Origin of the sequence: Streptomyces sp. WG7, from assembly GCF_049975785.1 — a bacterium.
GTDB lineage: Bacteria > Actinomycetota > Actinomycetes > Streptomycetales > Streptomycetaceae > Streptomyces.
In genome coordinates this window covers 1-19,131 of record NZ_JBNGGE010000029.1, presented here as the reverse complement: position 1 = coordinate 19,131, position 19,131 = coordinate 1, and the positions used below count along the sequence as shown (strand labels likewise).

Below are 19,131 nucleotides of genomic sequence, written 5' to 3'. Positions count from 1 at the left end.
CCTTCCTGGCGGGTACACCCCGGGGGTACGGAGGCGGGCGTATGGGGGAGGTGAGTCCATGACAGAGGCTCGGCACGGCGTCACCGAGACGCTTCGCCCCACCGGGACGCTGGAAAGGCGCGAGCCCACCGGCACGCAGCGGGAGAAGGAGCCGGGGACGACACCCGACGGACGGGGGGCGGCGGGGTCCGAGGGGCACGAGGCCGCGGGGCTGCTGCGGGAGTCCCGGGCGGCGGTCGACCCCGAACTGCGGTCCGCCATCATGTCACTGCCCGCCTCGATGCGCCGGGTCGCGCTGTACCACTTCGGCTGGGAGCACGCGGACGGTACACCCGCGGCGGACAACGCGGGCAAGGCGATCCGCCCCGCGCTCGTGCTCACCTCGGCCGCCGCGCTCGGCGGCGCGGAGGCCAGGGCGGGGGCGGTGCGGGCCGCGGCGGCGGTGGAACTGGTCCACAACTTCACGTTGCTGCACGACGACGTGATGGACCGCGACGCCACCCGGCGCCACCGGCCGACCGCGTGGACCGTGTTCGGGGACGCCGACGCGATCCTCGCGGGGGACGCCCTCCAGGCGCTGGCCCTGCGGCTGCTCGCCGCGGACCCGCACCCGGCGTCCGCGGCGGCGGCCACCCGGCTCGCCGACTGCGTCATGGAGCTGTGCGAGGGCCAGCACGCGGACACGGCGATGGAGCGGCGCGCCCCGGGCGACGTCACCCTCGATGAGACGCTCGCCATGGCCGAGGCCAAGACGGGCGCCCTGCTGGGATGTGCCTGTGCTCTCGGCGCGCTGTACTCCGGTGCCGCCGAGGAGGACGTCGAGGCCCTGGACGCCTTCGGCCGCGAGGCGGGCCTCGCCTTCCAGCTCATCGACGACGTCATCGGCATATGGGGCGATCCGCGCCGTACCGGCAAGCCGGCCGGCGCGGACCTGGCCGCCCGCAAGAAGTCACTGCCGGTGGTCGCCGCCCTCACCTCCGGCACCCCGGCCGCCGCCGAACTCGCCGAGCTGTACACGGCGCCGTACGACGAGGACGGGGAGGACCTGGAGCGCACCGCACTGGCCGTGGAGCGGGCGGGCGGCCGGGACTGGGCGCAGGCCCAGGCGGCCGACCGGATGGCGAGGGCCATGCAGGAACTGGCCCGTGCGGTGCCCGACCCGGAGGCCGCGGGCGGACTGCTCGCGCTGGCCGAGTTCGTGACCCGGCGCAGCACCTGACCGCGCCCCTCCGGCAGGCCCGGCACCCGGGAAGCGCCTGGCCGGTGACGCAAGACCCCGGAGCCCGTGCAGGACCGTACGGACCTGACCGACGTACGGCCGCACCGCCGCGGGCTCCGGTTCGGCGGGTCCCGCACTTCCCCACGGTGTGCGGGGCCCGCCCCTTTGCGGTGTACGGCCGGGCGCGCCTCCTGCCTTCCGCCAGTGCTCGACGACCGGGCTCAACCGCCCTGTACGCGGGCGATGGTGAGCCGGCGAGTCGGGCGGGACATGGGCATGGTGATCCGGAGGGCGGGGAGGGCGACCGGGCGCCGGCCGTCCGGTCGCCGGACGAGGCCTTCCAGGACGGTCCGGCGAGCATCCGGGTTCTCCCCGACGAGATGGTTCCCCGGCCGGAAGACCAAAACCCCTTGAACCACTACGTGTGAAGCACTATAACTGAAGTGGTTGAGACGGAGGAGACCACTTTGCGCAAGCTCACGTACTTCATCGCCTGTTCGATCGACGGCTTCATCGGCGGCCCGGACGGCGACGCGTCCTTCATGGTCCCGTTCGTCGACGAGGAGTTCCTCGCGTTCCTGACGTCGGAGTATCCCGAGACGCTGCCGACCCACGGCCGCCGGCCCCTCGGGATCGACGACCTGCCGAACAAGCGGTTCGACACGATCGTCCAGGGCCGGGCCAGCTACGACCTGGCCCTGAAGGAGGGCATCACCAGCCCCTACGCCCATCTGCGCGAGTACGTCGCCTCGCGCACACTCGCGGAGTCGCCCGACCCGAACGTCGAGATCATCCAGGACGACCTGGTCGGCAGGATCCGCGCGCTGAAGGCCGAGGACAGTGCCTTCGGCATCTACCTGTGCGGCGGCTCGGCCGTCGCCGGCGAGCTGATCGACGAGATCGACGAACTGGTCATCAAGACGTACCCGGTGGTGCTGGGCACGGGCATGCCGATGTTCGGCTCCGGCTTCCAGGTCTCCGAGTTCGTCCAGGAGGGGGTGCGGGCCTTCGGCAACGGCGTCACGGTCAGGACGTACAGCAGGAAGGGCTGAGCGAGCGCGTTCGGCTTCAGGGCGAGAGACGGGGCCGACGGCAGCGATCCGGCCGCGGCTCTTCCGCTCGGCAGGGGGACCGAGGAGAGGCTGCGGAACGCGACCTGACTCGATCGTGGCGCAGGAACAGTCCGGTGAAGCACGGCCGACGGGATTCGTCGCGATGCCGGCCGGCTCGCCGTGACGAACGCCGCGCCGTCCGCGCCCGGCGCGGCGGCACTCGCGCTCGCCGTGGCCGCCTGCTGCGTCTGGACGGGCCCGCGCCGGACGGGACGGGCCCACCGGGGACCGCTCTCCCGCCTCGGGCGGGTGTGAGGGGCGGCAGCTCACGCCGCGGGCCCACGCCCAGGCGCGCGACCCCGGAAGACAGACCGCACCCGTTCCGTCATGGACGCCGTGCTCGGCGTACCGCGGAACGGGTGCGGGCCGGAAGACCAAGACCGTGCGACCCGAGGGAACCGGGCCGAACGGGGTCGTCCAGGATCAGGCCTTCTTGGTCTCCCAGAAGATCTTGTCGATCTGGGCGATGTAGTCCAGGGCCTTCTGGCCGGTCGCCGGGTCGGTCGAGGCCTTGGCCGCCGACAGGGCCTTCAGGGTGTCGTTGACCAGCTGGTGCAGCTCCGGGTACTTCTCGAAGTGCGGGGGCTTGAAGTAGTCGCTCCACAGCACGGAGACGTGGTGCTTCGCGAGCTCGGCGCGCTGCTCCTTGATGACCGTGGCGCGGGCCTGGAAGTGCGGGTCGTCGTTGCCGGCCATCTTCTCCTGGACGGCCTTCACCGACTCCGCCTCGATGCGGGCCTGGGCCGGGTCGTACACGCCGCAGGGCAGGTCGCAGTGGGCGCTGACCGTGACCTTGGGGGCAAACAGGCGGGAAAGCATGCAGCGTTCCTTCCTCGTGATCGTCTTCTCAGGGGGGACATTACTCCCTGGGAGGCGCGTTTTCGCGAGTGCCCCCGTGGGCTTAGGACAAAAGTCCGGGGTCAGACTGAGACTGGTGGAGGAAAGACCGGGGAGGTGCCGGGTCATGCCGGAGCAGCTGTCGCAGGAGACCGAACGCGCCAGAGGGGCCCTGCCCTTCGGGCCGGCCGAGGTGACCGGGCCGTCGATGGTGCCCACGCTGCACCACGGGGACGTGCTCCTGGTGCACTGGGGGGCCAGGGTCCGGCCGGGTGACGTGGTGGTGCTGCGGCATCCCTTCCAGCAGGACCTGCTCGTGGTCAAGCGGGCCGTCGAGCGGCGCGGGGCCGGCTGGTGGGTGCTCGGGGACAACGCGTTCGCGGGCGGTGACAGCACCGACTACGGGGTTGTCCCGGAGGAGCTGGTGCTCGGCAGGGCACGGGCGCGGTACCGGCCGCGCCGGCCGGGTCAGCGCTCGCCGCTCGCGGTGGTCCGCTGGGCGCTGTCGGCGCTCAGGCCGGTGGCCCGGTCCGCCTCCAGGCGTTTGCGGGCGCGGTAGGCCGCCACGTTGGCACGGGTGGCGCAGCGGTCGGAGCAGTAGCGCCGGGAGCGGTTGGTGGAGGTGTCCAGGTAGGCGTTGCGGCAGGGGGCCGCCTCGCACAGGCCCAGGCGGTCCACGCCGTACTCGGTGAGGTGGAAGGCCAGGCCCATCGCCGCGAGGGCGGCGAAACCGGCGGTCGCGTTGGACGGGTGGTCCGCCAGGTGCATGTGCCACAGCGGGCTGCCGTCGTCGTCGCGGTGGTCGTGGCCGGAGATCTGCGGGCTCACCGGGAACTCCAGCAGGAGGGAGTTCAGGAGGTCCACGGCGAGGGTCTCGTCGCCGCCGTCGGCCGCTTCGAAGACCGCCCGCAGCCGCCCCCGCACCGACCGGAACCGGGTCACGTCCGCGTCCGTGGCGCGCCGGGCCGCCGACTGGTTGGCGCCGAAGAGCTCGCGGACGGCCTCGACCGAGGTCAGGGAGTCCTGTCCCCGGGCCGGTTCCTCGGTGTTGACGAGACGTACGGCGTAATCCGAGTAATAGGCCAGTTCCACTTGTAGTCCTTACGGAGGGGCTCTATGGTCGTGCCTGCGGTCGGGTAACAGCTGATCGTGGTTCCAGGGTATTACCAGGGTATTGCGTCACGCACACGACGGAGGGGCTCGATGACGGACGCGGACATCACCACCACCACGACCGGCGCCGACTGGCAGGCCTGGCAGGTCAGCTGGGACCGGCAGCAGGAGTGGTACATGCCGGACCGCGAGGAACGCTTCCGGACCATGCTGGACATGGTCGAGGCCCTGGTCGGTCCCGCGCCGCGCGTGCTCGACCTCGCCTGCGGCACCGGGACCATCACGGCCCGGCTGCTCGCCCGGTTCCCGGAGGCCACCAGCACCGGCGTGGACCTCGACCCCGCGCTCCTCGCCATCGCCGAGGGCACCTTCGCGGGCGACGAGCGGGTCTCCCTGGTCAGCGCCGACCTCAAGGACCCCGACTGGACGGCGGGGCTGCCGTACGACTCCTACGACGCCGTGCTGACCGCCACGGCCCTGCACTGGCTCCACGCCGAACCCCTCGCGGCCCTCTACGGTCGGGTCGCGGAACTGGTCCGCGACGGTGGTGTCTTCATGAACGCGGACCACATGATCGACGAGACGACCCCCAGGATCAACGCGGCCGAGCGCGCCCAGCGGCACGCGCGGATGGAGGCCGCCAAGTCGCAGGGAGCGCTGGACTGGGCCGAGTGGTGGCAGCTCGCCGCCAAGGACCCGGTGCTCGCCGGGCCCACCGCCCGACGCTTCGAGATCTACGGTGAGCACGCCGACGGCGACACGCCCTCGGCGGCGTGGCACGCGCGCGTGCTGCGCGAGAAGGGCTTCGGCGAGGCGCGGCCGGTCTGGTGCTCGCCGTCGGACACGCTGCTGCTGGCGCTCAAGTAACGCGGCGGCGGTCCGGGGCCGGGTCCGAGTCCGGGGCCGGACGCAGCCCGAAGGGGGCGGTACAGAGATACGTACCGCCCCCTTCGGCGTGCCTGCGGGCGTTCAGAGGACCTTGGACAGGAACGCCTTCGTCCGCTCGTGCTGCGGGTCCGTCAGGACGTCGCGCGGGTTGCCCGACTCGACCACCACGCCGCCGTCCATGAAGACCAGGCTGTCGCCGACCTCGCGGGCGAAGCCCATCTCATGGGTGACGACGACCATCGTCATGCCGGACTCGGCGAGGTCGCGCATGACGTCGAGGACGTCGCCGACCAGCTCCGGGTCCAGGGCCGAGGTCGGCTCGTCGAACAGCATCAGCTTCGGGTCCATCGCCAGGGCCCGGGCGATCGCCACCCGCTGCTGCTGGCCGCCGGAGAGCTGCGAGGGGTAGTTGCCCGCCTTGTCGCCCAGGCCAACGCGCTCCAGGAGCTGCCGTGCCCGCTCCCTGGCCTGCGCCTTGCTCACGCCCTTGACCTGTACCGGCGCCTCCATGACGTTCTCCACGGCCGTCATGTGCGGGAACAGGTTGAAGCGCTGGAAGACCATGCCGATGTCCCGGCGCTTGAGGGCGACCTCGCTGTCCCTCAGCTCGTAGAGCTTGTCGCCCTTCTGGCGGTAGCCGACCAGCTCGCCGTCGACGTACAGACGCCCGGCGTTGATCTTCTCGAGGTGGTTGATACACCTGAGGAAGGTGGACTTGCCGGAGCCGGAGGGGCCGATGAGGCAGAACACCTCGCCGGACTTCACCTCCAGGTCGATGCCCTTGAGGACCTCCACGGCACCGAAGGACTTGTGGACGCCCTCGGCCTTGACCATGGCGGGGGAGGACTGCGTCATGCCGTGACTCCCTTCGGGCGGCGGGTGGGCAGGACGGCCGCCTTGAAGCGCTGCAACGGCGTCGGCGGCAGGGTGCGGCTGGAACCGCGGGCGTAGTACCGCTCGACGTAGTACTGCCCGACGCTCAGGATCGAGGTCATGATCAGGTACCAGGCGGCGGCGAGGAAGTACATCTCCACCGTCGAGCCCGCGCCCTGCCCGATGTCCTGGGCCTGCTTGAAGAGGTCGGCGAACTGCACCGCCGAGACCAGCGAGGTGGTCTTCAGCATGTTGATGACCTCGTTGCCCGTGGGCGGCACGATGACGCGCATCGCCTGCGGGATCACGATCCGGCGCAGCGTCTTCGGCTGGCTCATGCCGAGCGCGTGCGACGCCTCCGTCTGGCCCTCGTCGACCGAGAGCAGACCGGCACGGCAGATCTCGGCCATGTACGCGGCCTCGTTGAGCCCCAGACCGAGCAGCGCCGTCAGCAGCGGCGTCATGAACGAGGACCAGTAGTCCTTGTAGATCGGACCCAGGTTGATGTACTCGAACACCAGGCCGAGGTTGAACCAGACGAAGAGCTGGACCAGGACCGGGGTGCCGCGGAAGAACCAGATGTAGAACCAGGCGATGGACGAGGTCACCGGGTTCTTCGACAGGCGCATCACGGCGAGCAGGATGCCGCCGGCGATGCCGATCGCCATCGACAGCACCGTGAGCAGCAGGGTGTTCCAGACACCCTCGAGGATGCGGTCGTCGAAGAAGTACTCGGGGATCGCGCCCCAGTTGATGTTGCCTTGCGCGAAGGCGTAGACGACCGCGCCCAGGAGGGCGAGTGCGACGGCCGCGGACACGTACCGCCCCGGGTGCCGGACCGGGATGGCCTTGATGGCCTCCGGCCCGGCGGGGGGCGTCGCGTCGGGACCGCCCGTCTTGCTGACGTCAACAGTCACGGGTGGAGCCTTTCAGAGCCGAGTCGAACGGGGCCGGTTCAGGAACCGCCGTTGATCTTGGCCTCGGTGATCGCGCCGTCCGCGACGCCCCACTTGTCGATGATCTTCTTGTACTCGCCGTTGTCGATGAGCGCCTGGACCGCGGCCTGCAGCGCGTCACGGAGCTCGGTGTTGCCCTTGGCGACGGCGATGCCGTAGGGGCCCGCCTCGACCTGCTCGCCGACGATCTCGAAGTACTTGCCGCCGCCGGAGTTCTTCACGGAGTAGGCGGCGATCGGGAAGTCGGCGGAGACGACGTCGGCTCCCTTGGAGCGCATCCGGGTCTCGGCCTCGGGGTTGGTGCCGAAGTCCTCGATCTTCAGGGTCTTCTTGCCGTCCTTCTCGCACTTGGTCGCCTGCTCCTTGGCGAGGTCGTGGGAGAAGGTGTTGCGCTGCACGGCCATGGTCTTGCCGCACAGGTCGTCCCAGGTCTTGATCCCCTGGTCGTCGCCCTTGTTGGTGTAGAGCGAGACGCCCGCGGTGAAGTAGTCGACGAAGTCGACGCCCGCGCCGACCTTCTTGCCGGTGTCGGCGTCGATGCCCTCCTGGCGCTGCTTGGTGTCGGTCATGGCCGACATGGCGATGTCGTAGCGCTTGGACGCGAGACCGCCGATGAGGGTGTCGAACGTAGCGTTCTGGAACTCGAACTTCACCCCGAGCTGCTTGCCCATGGCCTCGGCGAGGTCCGGGTCGATACCGACGACCTTGCCGGAGTCGTCCTTGAATTCGACCGGCGCGTAGGCGATGTCGGAACCGACCTTGATGACGCCCTTGTCGCGTATGGACTGCGGCAGCTTGTCGGCCAGCGGGGCCGCGCTCTTCGCCGGGCTCTCGCTGCCGGAGTCGTTGTCCTTGGTCTGGTCGCCGCATCCGGTGAGCAGCAGGGCGCCTGCGACCGCGATCGCACCGACCGCTGCTGTCCGGGAGTGCGCGGCGGTCGTACGACGGGTGGAGCTTGCGGTCATGGTGGTTCCTCCGGCGGATGAAGGGAGATGCCGATGGTGACGGTGGAGTTCCGGTGGAGCGGGACGCCGGCCGGGACATCGGCAGGCGCGGCGGGTCGACGAGAGCACACGCCTTCGAGTGTCGCGACCTCGTGTGATTACGGCATCTTGCCATTCGGACTCGGCCGTTCAGGGGGGACGTCATGTCAAAATCGGATAACGGGTGACCCCCCGAACCGCACCAGGTCGGTACATCACGACCGAACCTTTACGGGAATCCTCCCTTCCGGCCGGAAGATCTTCGGCATTCCTCGATATCCAGACGCGGTTCGCGCGTATGTGCGGCCTTTGGAGACCTGTTCTCCATGCCTGTCAAGGGATGCCGAGAAGTTGTCCGGATCCCTGGCTATGAGTCATGTCACCGGCATGCGGCGTTCGGGGTCCGACATGTGAGCTTGCGCTTATCGGACTCGTCGCGGGGGGCGTCCGTCGGGTAAGAAGGTTCTTTACACCCCTCATCAGGGGCTCAGGGCGCGTGTGCGGCGCGCCCGTCGCGCAGGCCTCCCTGTGGCCCAGTCGGCCGGCGTCCTGCGCGGTGCCCGCCCATTCCTCACCAGGAGTGGACAAACCCTCAAACCATGAACTCTTAAGGGGTAAGACAAAGTGGCAGCGGAGATCGTCAATCCTCGCAGCGACAGCGACGCCAGTACGGAGCAGGAGGCGGGCACGGAGCCCCTCGACTCCTTCGACCCCGCGTTCGCGCTGCACCGCGGCGGCAAGATGGCCGTGCAGGCCACCGTGCCGGTCCGTGACAAGGACGACCTGTCCCTGGCGTACACGCCCGGCGTCGCGAAAGTGTGCAGCGCGATCGCCGAGCAGCCCGACCTCGTCCACGACTACACGTGGAAGTCGTCGGTCGTGGCGGTCGTGACGGACGGTACGGCGGTTCTGGGACTCGGGGACATCGGGCCCGAGGCCTCCCTTCCGGTGATGGAGGGGAAGGCGATCCTGTTCAAGCAGTTCGGCGGTGTGGACGCGGTTCCGATCGCGCTGAACTGCACGGACGCCGACGACATCGTCGAGACGGTGGTGCGGCTCGCGCCGTCCTTCGGCGGCGTGAACCTGGAGGACATCTCGGCGCCGCGGTGCTTCGAGATCGAGCGCAAGCTCCAGGAGCGCCTCGACATCCCGGTCTTCCACGACGACCAGCACGGCACGGCGGTCGTGACGCTCGCGGCCCTGCGCAACGCCGCTCGGCTGAGCGGGCGGACCCTGGGCGAGCTGCGGGCGGTGATCTCGGGCGCGGGCGCGGCCGGTGTCGCCATCGCCAAGATGCTGGTGGAGGCCGGCATCGGGGACGTCGCGGTCGCGGACCGCAAGGGCGTCGTCTCGGCGGACCGGGAGGACCTGACCCCGGTCAAGCGGGAGCTGGCCTCCTTCACCAACAAGGCGGGGCTGTCCGGCTCGCTGGAGGCCGCCCTGTCGGGCGCCGACGTCTTCATCGGCGTCTCCGGCGGTACGGTGCCGGAGCCTGCGGTCGCCTCGATGGCGAAGGGCGCCTTCGTCTTCGCGATGGCCAACCCGAACCCCGAGGTGCACCCGGAGGTCGCCCACAAGTACGCGGCGGTCGTCGCGACGGGGCGCTCGGACTTCCCGAACCAGATCAACAACGTGCTGGCGTTCCCGGGCATCTTCGCGGGCGCGCTGCAGGTGCGGGCGTCCCGGATCACCGAGGGCATGAAGCTCGCGGCGGCCGAGGCGCTGGCCTCCGTGGTGGGCGACGACCTCGCCGCGGACTACGTCATCCCGTCCCCGTTCGACGAGCGCGTCGCGCCGGCCGTGACGGCGGCGGTGGCGGCGGCGGCTCGGGCGGAGGGGGTCGCGCGCCGGTGACGGTGTGATGCCGCGTGTGGTGCACGGCCTCGTCCTTGGTGGACGGGGCCGTTCGCTTTTGCCGGTGGGGCGGCGTCGGTGTGGGGCGGGGGTGGGTGGCGCGGCCCGGCGCTGCGGGGTGCCTCCCCCACTCTCGGCTGCGCTCGAGCGGGAGGTGCCCCCACCGCCCACCCGTGCCGCCCCAGCGGCACGACTGCCCGCTGCTGCGCGGGGGCAAGAGGGCGTGTGTCACAGGGCGTCGTGGTTCCGGTCCGCGGGTCGGGAACCTATCGTCAAGGTCATGTTCGCTGTCTACGCCGCCCGAATCGACCGCGACCAGCCGCTGACCGGACTGGAGTTGGGAGAGCGCCCCGCTCCCGAGGCCCGTCCCGGCTGGAGCGTCGTCGATGTCAGGGCCGCCTCCCTCAACCACCACGACCTGTGGTCCCTGCGCGGCGTCGGCCTCCCCGAGGACCGGCTCCCGATGATCCTCGGCTGTGACGCCGCGGGTGTGGACGAGGACGGCAACGAGGTCGTCCTGCACTCCGTGATCGGCCAGACCGGCCACGGCGTCGGCCCGAAGGAGCCCCGCTCGATCCTCACGGAGCGCTACCCGGGGACGTTCGCCGAGCAGGTCGCCGTGCCGACCTGGAACGTCCTGCCCAAGCCGAAGGAGCTCTCCTTCGAGGAGGCCGCCTGCCTGCCGACCGCCTGGCTGACGGCGTACCGGATGCTGTTCACCAACGCCGGGGTGCGCCCGGGTGACTCGGTGCTGGTGCAGGGCGCCGGTGGTGGGGTCGCCACGGCCGCGATCGTGCTGGGCAAGGCGGCGGGGCTGCGGGTCTTCGCCACCAGCCGGGACGAGGCCAAGCGGAAGCGGGCCCTGGAGCTGGGCGCCGTGGAGGCCGTCGAGCCGGGCGCGCGGCTGCCGCAGCGGGTCGATGCCGTCATCGAGACCGTGGGCGCCGCCACCTGGTCCCACTCGGTGAAGTCGCTGCGGCCGGGCGGCACGCTCGTCATCTCCGGCGCCACCAGCGGCGACCGGCCCTCCCATGCCGAGCTGACCCGGGTCTTCTTCCTGGAACTCAAGATCGTCGGCTCCACGATGGGCACGAAGGACGAGTTGGAGGACCTGCTGTCCTTCTGCGCCGCGACCGGTGTACGTCCCGTCATCGACGAGGTGCTTCCGATGGACCGGGCCCGCGAGGGATTCGAGCGGATGGCCTCCGGAGGGCAGTTCGGCAAGATCGTGCTCAGCGGTTCCTGACCTTCAAGCTTTTCTCCCTGTCACGCAGACCGATCGGATCGATCGGATCGATCGGATCGATCAGGTCGATCAGGTCGATCAGGTCGATCAGGTCGATCAGGTCGATCAGGCCGTGCGGATCATTCGGATCGCGCGGGCCGATCGGATCATTCAGCTCGTCCACGGCGGGCCCGGTCTTCCGGGTCCGCCGTTCGCGTTCCCCGAACCACCCCGGAGTGTCAACCAGGGTTGACGAGCGTGTCCTGTCAACCTACATTGACAGCATGAGCGAAGCAACGGATCTCGCCGCGCGGGCGGGTGATCGTGACCCCCGGGTCGGGCTGCGGGCCGTCGCCGCACTGCGGATGCTGCTGGAGCAGCTGGAAGCGGTGCAGGTGCGCAGCGCGCGCAACCAGGGATGGTCGTGGCAGGAGATCGCCACGGAACTCGGGGTCAGCAGGCAGGCCGTGCACAAGAAGCATGGGAGGCATTGATGTTCGAGCGATTCACGAAGGACGCCCGGGCCGTGGTGCAGGGGGCGGTCGAGCACGCCGAAGGAGCACGGGCGCAGACCGTCGACACCGAGCACCTGCTGCTCGCCCTGCTGGACCGGGAGGGCAGCCGGGCCTCCTTCGCCCTGTCGGCGCTCGGGGTCGGCGAACGCGAGGAGGAGGTACGGCAGGCCCTGGCGGAGGCGCGGCGACGTGCCGGGCTGACCCGGGCCGAGACCGACGCCCTCGCCGGGCTGGGGATCGACGTCTCCGAGATCGTCGCCCGGGTGGAGGAGGCCCATGGCGTCGGCGCGATGTCCGGCGACCGGAGGAACAGGCGTTGGTGGTCCGGGCACCGCGGTTTCAGCAAGGGCGCCAAGGAGGTGCTGGAGCAGGCCCTGCGGGCTGCCGTCGCCCGGCGCGACCGGCACATCGGGGACGAGCACATCCTCCTCGCCCTCACCGTCCGCCCCGGTGTACCCGCCGAGGTGCTCGCCGACCACGGGGTGACCCATGAGTCGCTGACCAGGGTGCTGGGCGGCGGTGCGGGGGAGGCCTGCGCCTGACGTGCGCGGCGCCCCGGCGAGGCGCCTTCGGCGGTGTGCCGGGGAGCCGCGCCGGGGACATGCGCCGCAGGAGCCGGTGCCGGTGCTCAGGCCTTCGGTGCCCGCAGCACCGCCCCGATGTGCGCCGCGGCCGTCGACAACTGGAGGCGGGCGTCGCGGAGCTGGTCGGCCGTGACGCCGTGGTCCCGGGCCGCGTCGCGGATGTCGTCCCGGAAGCGGTCGAGCAGCCGGTCCAGGTCGCGGGCGGGGTCACCGGTGGACTCCGCGGCGTCCTCGTGCGCCCAGGACGGGGCGTAGCCGGCCGGGAAGTCCTCGCGGGCCGCGGAGTACTCGGGCCGGTGGGTGCTCGGCCCGGTGTCGGTGCGGCCGAAGCCCCAGTCCTTTCCGAACTCCTTCCCGAAGTCCTTGCCGAAGTCGCCGACCTCCTTGGCCAGTTCGGTCAGGCCCTCGCGCAGCCCGGTCGGCCAGTCGCCCCGCGAGAAGTGGTCCTGGACCTGCTCCTGGACCCGCTGGGCGATGCGCTGCACCTCCTCCTGTGCCTGAGCCCGGGCCCGCTCCTGGGCCTCCTTGGCCTGATGCCGGGCCCGCTGGGCCTCCTCGCGGGCGCGGCGGCTCTCGTCCTTGGCGCGGCGGGCCTGCTCCTTCCACTCCTGCTTGACGCGCCGCATCTCCTCCTTGGCGGCGCGCCAGGCCTCCTTGTCGTCGGTGTCCGCGGTGCCGGCGGCGGAGCCGGTGCCCTCGCCGTGCGCCGCCGAGCCGGTGCCCCCGCGGGCGGCGCTGGCCGCGGCCCGCATCTCCCGGCGCAGATCACCGGCGGCGCCGCGCACGTCGGCCCGGATCTCGGCGGCGAGCTCGGCGACGGACTCCCGGATCTCCAGCTCCAGGTCGGCCAGTTCGCCACTGCGGTCGGACAGTTCGGCGCGGCCGGCGTCGGTGATGGCGTACACCTTGCGGCCGCCCTCGGTGGTGTGGGTGACCAGGCCCTCGGCCTCCAGCTTGGCCAGGCGCGGGTACACCGTGCCGGCCGACGGAGCGTACAGACCCTGGAAGCGCTCTTCGAGGAGCCGGATCACCTCGTAGCCGTGACGCGGGGCCTCGTCCAGCAGCTTGAGGAGGTAGAGGCGGAGGCGGCCGTGCGCGAAGACGGGGGACATGTCAGAGCACCTTCTTTTCGGTCGTGCCGTCGGCCGGGGCGCCGGTGGCGCCGCGGTCCCGGCCGGAAGCGGAATTGTCCCCCGAGTCGTCCTGCGCGTCGCCCGCCGGGCCGGTGTCCACGGGCTCGCGCTCCCCCGCTGTGTCCTCCCCTGCCGGGCGGCGCAGCAGGGCGATCGAGCCGGAGATCGTCGTGGCCTTCAGCCGGCCGTTGCCCGCGCCGAGCCGGCCGGTGATCCGCTTGGCACCCCACTGCCCGCCCACCCGGAGGTCCTCGAAGGCGCTGGAGACCGTGCCGCTGGCGGTGTTCGCCTCCACCCGGGCGTCGGCGGGCTGGGGCAGCCGGATGGCGATCTCGCCCGAGACGCTGGTCAGGCTGATGTCGGTGGGGCCGCCGGCCGGATCCAGATCGACGATCATCGAACCGCTCACGGAGTCCGCCCGGACGGAGGAGCCCGCCTCCACCACCGTCAGGTCGCCGGAGACGGAGTTGAAGCGCAGGTCGCCGCTGAGGGCCTGGGCCTCCACATTTCCGGAGACGGTGTCCGCGCGGACCGGGCCCGCGAGGCTCACCAGCGTGGTGTCCCCGGCGACGCCCCGCACCTCGGCGCGCCCGTCGAGTCCGGAGACCACGGCCGTGGCGCTGACCACGCCCACCTCCACGCGGGTGCCGGTCGGCACGGCCAGGGAGACCACCGCGCTGCGGCGCCAGCCCTTGCGGTCGAGCCACTTGAGGAAGCCCTTCCAGGGCAGGTCCTCGTAGGCCACGGTGAGTATGCCGTCCTGGTGGGTCACGATCAGGGGTGGCCCCTCCATCTCGGAGACCTCCAGGCGGGCGGAACCTTCGTCCGTGCCCACGACGTTCACTGTTCCATTGACGATGCGTACCTGGAGCTCGCTCACGGACTCGTCGAAGGTGAGTTTCCCGGGCTCCGCGACGGACCACTCGGACATGGTGCAGACCTCCTCGACCGAACGCGCCATATCGCGTCCTCCGTAATTCACGATATATCGCGCGCAGGGAAAGTCAAGAGACCCGTTCCGGTGATCTGCGCTCGGCCGGGAGGGCGGGATCGGGCGGGTTTGCCCTAGCTTGTGAACATGTCGACGGAAGAGTCCGCATCCGCCTCCGCTGCCGGTGCCCTGCTGCTGTGCCGCGCCGAGCCGGACTCCGTCACCGCCGTCGCTCCGCTGCTGGGCGAGCGCATGCCGCTGCTCCGGGCCGGCGAGAAGTGGAGTGTGCTCGTCCCGGAGGGCGGGCCCTGGCGGCACGGCGGCGAACCGGTCGAGCGCGTGCTCACCGGCTGGGCGGCCGCGCTCGCCGTCGGCGCCCCCTGGCCCGTACTCGCCCTGTGGTGGGACGCCGACCGGGCCGGCTACACCCTCGCGTCCGGCTTCCGCCGCCCCGTCGGCTACGTGTGGCTCGCGGACGGGACCCCGGCCGGCGAGGCCGAGGCGATGCGCACCTTCGCCCACCGCCTCGGCCTGGATCCCGTACTGGACGTGCAGTCGCTGGACCGGCTGACCGGGCCCGATCCCGAGGCCGACGCCCGTACCAGGCTGCGCGGCCTGCTCGCGGTCCTCACCCGCGCGGGAGTCGCCCTCCCCGCCGGACTCGACCCCGGCGAGCCCGCCGACCGCCTCGGCGCCGCCGCCCGAGCCCTGCCCGGCGTCCGGCGGACCGGGGCCGCCGGGCGGCGCCCGACCGCCGGCGAAAGCCGCCTCGCCCCCTGGATGCCCTGGGTGGGCGGCCCCGGAGCCCGCGCCCTGGCCCTGGCCCAGATGGCGGCCGGCCTGCCCCTCACCGCCTGGGGTCTGCGGCGCCGCAGCGGAGGCTGGACCACGGCGGGGGTACTGCTGGTCGCGCACGGCGCGCTGGGGGTGGCGTACGGGCTGACACGGCGTCCCTGACAGCCTCCGGGACGCGGCGGCGCACCCCCTGGGGGACTACTCCTCGTCGTCCTCGTCGTCCAGCCGCGCCAGCCAGGTCGCCAGCCGCTCCACCGGCACCTCGAAGTCCGGGTTGAGATCGACGAAGGTCCGCAGCTGCTCGGCGAGCCACTCGAAGGTGACCTCCTCCTCGCCGCGCCGCTTCTCCAGTTCCTCGATGCCGCGGTCGGTGAAGTACAACGTGCTCTCCGTCGGATGGGTCGGCTGGACCGACTGAGTCGAACAGGGTGGGGTTCCGTGGGAACCGCTGGTCCCAGGATAGGCGCGCCCCGTACCCGCGCCCGCACGGTCCCGGCCGGGGTACGGGTACGCACGCCGAAGGGCCCGGCCCCGGTCTCCCGGGGGCGGGCCCTTCGACGTCAGGCCGGTTGACCGGGGGCTCAGGCCTCGAACACCTCACGCACCAGCTGCTCCTGCTCGGCCTGGTGCCGCTTCGCGGAACCCACGGCCGGGGACGAGCCGTGCGGGCGCGAGATGCGCCGCAGGCGCTCGCCGTGCGGGACGTCGGCGCCGACCGCCAGGTCCAGGTGGTCGATCAGGTTGAGCGCGATGAACGGCCAGGCACCCTGGTTCGCCGGCTCCTCCTGGGCCCACAGGTACTTCTCGGCGTTCGGGTACTTGGCGATCTCCGCCTGGAGCTCGGCACCCGGCAGCGGGTACAGGCGCTCGATGCGGATGATGGCCGTGTCCGTCACGCCGCGCTTCTTCCGCTCGGCGTCGAGGTCGTAGTAGACCTTGCCGGCGCAGAAGACGACCTTCTTGACCGCGGCCGCCTCGACCGAGTCGTCGCCGATGACCGGGCGGAACTGGCCCGTGGTGAACTCCTCCGCCTTCGACGCCGCGGCCTTGAGGCGCAGCATCGACTTCGGGGTGAAGACGACCAGCGGCTTGTGGTGCGGGTTGTGCACCTGCCACCGCAGGAGGTGGAAGTAGTTCGACGGCAGGGTCGGCATCGCGACCGTCATGTTGTTCTGCGCGCAGAGCTGCAGGAACCGCTCCGGGCGGGCCGAGGAGTGGTCCGGGCCCTGGCCCTCGTAGCCGTGCGGCAGCAGGAGCGTGACGCCGGAGGTCTGGTTCCACTTCTGCTCGGCCGACGAGATGAACTCGTCCACGACCGTCTGCGCGCCGTTGACGAAGTCGCCGAACTGCGCCTCCCACATCACCAGCGCGTCGGGGCGGGCCAGCGAGTAGCCGTACTCGAAGCCCATCACCGCGTACTCGGAGAGCAGGGAGTTGTAGACGTTGTACCGGGCCTGGTCCTCGGCCAGGTACAGCAGCGGCGTGAACTCGTCGCCCGTCTCGCGGTTGATGAGCACCGCGTGGCGCTGGCCGAAGGTGCCGCGCTGCGAGTCCTGGCCGGACAGCCGGACCGGGACGCCCTCCAGGAGCAGCGAGCCGACGGCGAGGGTCTCGCCCATGCCCCAGTCGATCGTGCCGTCCTCGACCATGGCCGCGCGGCGCTGCAGCTGCGGCAGCAGTCGCGGGTGCACGGTGACGTGGTCGGGGATGTTGACCTGGGACTCGGCGATCCGCTTGACGGTCTCGGCGGTGACCGCGGTGTTCACGGCGACCGGGAACTCGGCCTGCGGGTCCGAGGGCTCCGCGGCGGACGGCTGGGAGGCCGCCTCGCGGACCTCGGTGAAGACCTTCTCCAGCTGGCCCTGGTAGTCCTGCAGCGCCTGCTCGGCCTCTTCCAGGGTGATGTCGCCGCGACCGATGAGGGACTCGGTGTACAGCTTGCGCACCGAGCGCTTCTTGTCGATCAGGTCGTACATCAGCGGCTGGGTGAAGGCCGGGTTGTCGGTCTCGTTGTGACCGCGGCGGCGGTAGCAGATGAGGTCGATCACCACGTCCTTGTTGAACGCCTGGCGGAACTCGAAGGCCAGCCGCGCCACGCGGACGCAGGCCTCCGGGTCGTCGCCGTTCACGTGGAAGATCGGGGCCTCGATCATGCGGGCCACGTCCGTCGCGTACATCGAGGAACGCGACGACTCCGGGGCGGCGGTGAAGCCGACCTGGTTGTTGATGACGACGTGGACCGTGCCGCCGGTGCGGTAGCCGCGCAGCTGCGACATGTTCAGGGTCTCGGCCACCACGCCCTGGCCCGCGAAGGCCGCGTCGCCGTGGACCGCGATCGGCAGGACCGTGAAGTCGGTGCCGCCCTTGTTGATGATGTCCTGCTTGGCGCGGGCGACGCCCTCGACGATCGGGTCGACCGCCTCCAGGTGCGAGGGGTTGGCCACCAGCGAGACCTTGATCTGCTCGCCGTCCAGGCCGGTGAAGGTGCCCTCGGCGCCCAGGTGGTACTTCACGTCACCGGAGCCGTGCATCGACTTCGGGTCGAGGTTGCCCTCGAACTCGCGGAAGATCTGCGCGTACGACTTGCCGACGACGTTGGCCAGCACGTTCAGCCGGCCGCGGTGGGCCATGCCGATGACGACCTCGTCCAGGCGGGACTCGGCCGCCGAGTCGATGACCGCGTCCAGCAGCGGGATGACGGACTCGCCGCCCTCCAGGGAGAACCGCTTCTGGCCGACGTACTTGGTCTGCAGGAACGTCTCGAACGCCTCGGCGGCGTTCAGGCGGCGCAGGATGCGCAGCTGCTCCTCGCGCTCCGGCTTGGTGTGCGAGCGCTCGATGCGGTCCTGGATCCACTTGCGCTGCTTCGGGTCCTGGATGTGCATGAACTCGACACCGGTGGTGCGGCAGTACGAGTCGCGCAGCACGCCGAGGATGTCGCGCAGCTTCATCAGGGACTTGCCGGCGAAGCCGCCGACCGCGAACTCGCGCTCCAGGTCCCACAGGGTGAGCCCGTGCTCGGTGATGTCCAGGTCGGGGTGCTTGCGCTGCTGGTACTCCAGCGGGTCGGTGTCGGCCATGACGTGGCCGCGGACCCGGTAGGAGTGGATCAGCTCGAAGACGCGGGCGGCCTTGGTGACGTCGTCGTCGTGCGAGGCGTCGATGTCCTTGAGCCAGCGGACCGGCTCGTAGGGGATGCGCAGCGCCTCGAAGATCTCGTCGTAGAAGCCGTTCTCGCCGAGGAGCAGGTTGGCGACCTGGCGCAGGAACTCGCCGGAGGCGGCGCCCTGGATGACCCGGTGGTCGTAGGTCGACGTGAGCGTCATGACCTTCGAGATGCCGAGCTTGTTCAGCGTGTCCTGGCTGGTGCCCTGGAACTCCGCCGGGTAGTCCATCGAGCCGACGCCCATGATGACGGCCTGGCCGGGCATCAGGCGCGGCACCGAGTGGACGGTGCCGAGGCCGCCGGGGTTGGTCAGGGAGACCGTGACGCCGGTGAAGTCGTCCATCGTCAGCTTGCCGTCGCGGGCGCGGCGGACGATGTCCTCGTAGGCCTGCCAGAACTCGAAGAAGTTCATGGTCTCGGCCTTCTTGATCGCCGCGACGACCAGCTGGCGGTCGCCGTTGGGCTTGACCAGGTCGATGGCGAGGCCGAGGTTGACGTGCGCCGGCTTGATGAGCGTCGGCTTGCCGTCCTTCTCGCCGAACGCGTAGTTCATGGCCGGCATGGCCTTGATGGCCTGCACCATCGCGTAGCCGATCAGGTGCGTGAAGGAGATCTTCCCGCCCCGGGCGCGCTTGAGGTGGTTGTTGATGACGATGCGGTTGTCGAACAGCAGCTTCACCGGGACCGCGCGCACGGACGTGGCCGTGGGCAGCTCCAGCGAGGCGTTCATGTTCTTCGCGACCGCGGCGGCGGGGCCGCGCAGGGTCACCAGCTCGGGGCCCTCCGGGGAGGGGGTGGCCTCCTTGGCGGGCGCGGCGGCCTTCGTCTGCGGCTTGGCGGCGGGCTGGGCCGGGGCCGGCTTCGCCGCAGGAGCCGCAGGAGCCGCCGGGGCGGCAGCGGCAGGCTGCGCGGCCGGCTTCGGGGCCGCGGCGGCGGGCTGGGCGGCC

At 71.1% G+C, this 19,131-nt stretch carries 19 protein-coding genes; 9 read left to right on the top strand and 10 right to left on the bottom strand.

Annotated features, from left to right (window positions below; genetic code table 11):
- Positions 1-58 precede the first annotated feature (58 nt).
- Complete coding sequence (locus ACP4J0_RS25310) at positions 59-1,219, top strand: family 2 encapsulin nanocompartment cargo protein polyprenyl transferase (protein ID WP_426600988.1); 1,161 nt, start codon at positions 59-61, stop codon at positions 1,217-1,219.
- 467 nt (positions 1,220-1,686) lie between these two features.
- Positions 1,687-2,271, top strand: a complete 585-nt coding sequence (locus tag ACP4J0_RS25305) for a dihydrofolate reductase family protein (protein ID WP_426601090.1) — start codon at positions 1,687-1,689, stop codon at positions 2,269-2,271.
- Positions 2,272-2,754: 483 nt separating this feature from the next.
- Here ACP4J0_RS25305 and sodN read toward each other — a convergent pair whose 3' ends face one another.
- Positions 2,755-3,150 carry a superoxide dismutase, Ni gene (gene sodN, locus ACP4J0_RS25300; protein WP_077796552.1) on the bottom strand — a complete coding sequence of 132 codons (396 nt, stop codon included), beginning with the start codon at positions 3,148-3,150 and terminating at the stop codon, positions 2,755-2,757.
- A gap of 145 nt (positions 3,151-3,295) precedes the next feature.
- Here sodN and sodX point away from each other — a divergent pair, with 145 nt between their 5' ends.
- On the top strand, positions 3,296-3,727 hold the full coding sequence (sodX, locus tag ACP4J0_RS25295) for a nickel-type superoxide dismutase maturation protease (RefSeq protein WP_426600987.1): 432 nt from the start codon (positions 3,296-3,298) through the stop codon (positions 3,725-3,727).
- On the opposite strand, the gene ACP4J0_RS25290 is transcribed toward sodX, so the two are convergent.
- On the bottom strand, positions 3,637-4,260 hold the full coding sequence (locus tag ACP4J0_RS25290) for a CGNR zinc finger domain-containing protein (protein ID WP_426600985.1): 624 nt from the start codon (positions 4,258-4,260) through the stop codon (positions 3,637-3,639). The genes sodX and ACP4J0_RS25290 overlap by 91 nt on opposite strands.
- A gap of 111 nt (positions 4,261-4,371) precedes the next feature.
- Between ACP4J0_RS25290 and ACP4J0_RS25285 the strand changes: the two genes are divergently transcribed.
- Positions 4,372-5,148, top strand: a complete 777-nt coding sequence (locus tag ACP4J0_RS25285) for a class I SAM-dependent methyltransferase (RefSeq protein WP_426600983.1) — start codon at positions 4,372-4,374, stop codon at positions 5,146-5,148.
- Positions 5,149-5,250: 102 nt separating this feature from the next.
- On the opposite strand, the gene ACP4J0_RS25280 is transcribed toward ACP4J0_RS25285, so the two are convergent.
- From ACP4J0_RS25280 to ACP4J0_RS25270, 3 genes are read right to left on the bottom strand one after another with little or no spacing between them, the layout of a single operon-like run.
- Positions 5,251-6,024: an amino acid ABC transporter ATP-binding protein gene (locus ACP4J0_RS25280; RefSeq protein ID WP_426600982.1), complete on the bottom strand. Its 774-nt coding sequence runs from the start codon at positions 6,022-6,024 to the stop codon at positions 5,251-5,253.
- On the bottom strand, positions 6,021-6,959 hold the full coding sequence (locus ACP4J0_RS25275) for an amino acid ABC transporter permease (RefSeq protein ID WP_426600980.1): 939 nt from the start codon (positions 6,957-6,959) through the stop codon (positions 6,021-6,023). Before ACP4J0_RS25275 ends, ACP4J0_RS25280 begins: the two co-directional genes overlap by 4 nt.
- A gap of 38 nt (positions 6,960-6,997) precedes the next feature.
- Positions 6,998-7,963 carry an ABC transporter substrate-binding protein gene (locus ACP4J0_RS25270; RefSeq protein ID WP_426600979.1) on the bottom strand — a complete coding sequence of 322 codons (966 nt, stop codon included), beginning with the start codon at positions 7,961-7,963 and terminating at the stop codon, positions 6,998-7,000.
- Positions 7,964-8,605: 642 nt separating this feature from the next.
- Between ACP4J0_RS25270 and ACP4J0_RS25265 the strand changes: the two genes are divergently transcribed.
- On the top strand, positions 8,606-9,835 hold the full coding sequence (locus ACP4J0_RS25265; protein WP_426600978.1) for an NAD(P)-dependent malic enzyme: 1,230 nt from the start codon (positions 8,606-8,608) through the stop codon (positions 9,833-9,835).
- Between the two features lie 280 nt (positions 9,836-10,115).
- Entirely contained in the window at positions 10,116-11,081 is a 966-nt protein-coding gene (locus ACP4J0_RS25260; RefSeq protein WP_426600977.1) for a zinc-binding dehydrogenase, read from the top strand.
- Here ACP4J0_RS25260 and ACP4J0_RS25255 read toward each other — a convergent pair.
- A complete protein-coding gene (locus ACP4J0_RS25255) occupies positions 11,068-11,244 on the bottom strand; it encodes a hypothetical protein (RefSeq protein WP_426600976.1) in 177 nt (58 codons plus the stop codon). The genes ACP4J0_RS25260 and ACP4J0_RS25255 overlap by 14 nt on opposite strands.
- A 100-nt stretch (positions 11,245-11,344) precedes the next feature.
- On the opposite strand from ACP4J0_RS25255, the gene ACP4J0_RS25250 reads away from it, so the two are divergent.
- Entirely contained in the window at positions 11,345-11,554 is a 210-nt protein-coding gene (locus tag ACP4J0_RS25250; protein WP_426600974.1) for a helix-turn-helix domain-containing protein, read from the top strand.
- Complete coding sequence (locus ACP4J0_RS25245) at positions 11,554-12,117, top strand: Clp protease N-terminal domain-containing protein (protein ID WP_426600973.1); 564 nt, start codon at positions 11,554-11,556, stop codon at positions 12,115-12,117. Before ACP4J0_RS25250 ends, ACP4J0_RS25245 begins: the two co-directional genes overlap by 1 nt.
- 86 nt (positions 12,118-12,203) lie before the next feature.
- On the opposite strand, the gene ACP4J0_RS25240 is transcribed toward ACP4J0_RS25245, so the two are convergent.
- Both ACP4J0_RS25240 and ACP4J0_RS25235 read right to left on the bottom strand, forming a co-directional pair.
- Complete coding sequence (locus ACP4J0_RS25240; protein WP_426600971.1) at positions 12,204-13,271, bottom strand: helix-turn-helix transcriptional regulator; 1,068 nt, start codon at positions 13,269-13,271, stop codon at positions 12,204-12,206.
- Between the two features lies 1 nt (position 13,272).
- Positions 13,273-14,223 carry a DUF4097 family beta strand repeat-containing protein gene (locus ACP4J0_RS25235; protein ID WP_426601088.1) on the bottom strand — a complete coding sequence of 317 codons (951 nt, stop codon included), beginning with the start codon at positions 14,221-14,223 and terminating at the stop codon, positions 13,273-13,275.
- A gap of 147 nt (positions 14,224-14,370) precedes the next feature.
- Between ACP4J0_RS25235 and ACP4J0_RS25230 the strand changes: the two genes are divergently transcribed.
- On the top strand, positions 14,371-15,180 hold the full coding sequence (locus ACP4J0_RS25230) for a hypothetical protein (RefSeq protein ID WP_426600970.1): 810 nt from the start codon (positions 14,371-14,373) through the stop codon (positions 15,178-15,180).
- A 36-nt stretch (positions 15,181-15,216) separates the two neighbouring features.
- Here the strand turns inward: ACP4J0_RS25230 and ACP4J0_RS25225 are convergent, their stop codons facing one another.
- On the bottom strand, positions 15,217-15,399 hold the full coding sequence (locus ACP4J0_RS25225; protein WP_005312030.1) for a DUF6104 family protein: 183 nt from the start codon (positions 15,397-15,399) through the stop codon (positions 15,217-15,219).
- Between the two features lie 200 nt (positions 15,400-15,599).
- Positions 15,600-19,131: multifunctional oxoglutarate decarboxylase/oxoglutarate dehydrogenase thiamine pyrophosphate-binding subunit/dihydrolipoyllysine-residue succinyltransferase subunit (locus ACP4J0_RS25220; RefSeq protein ID WP_426600969.1), on the bottom strand; the 3,532-nt coding region annotated here is incomplete at its 5' end.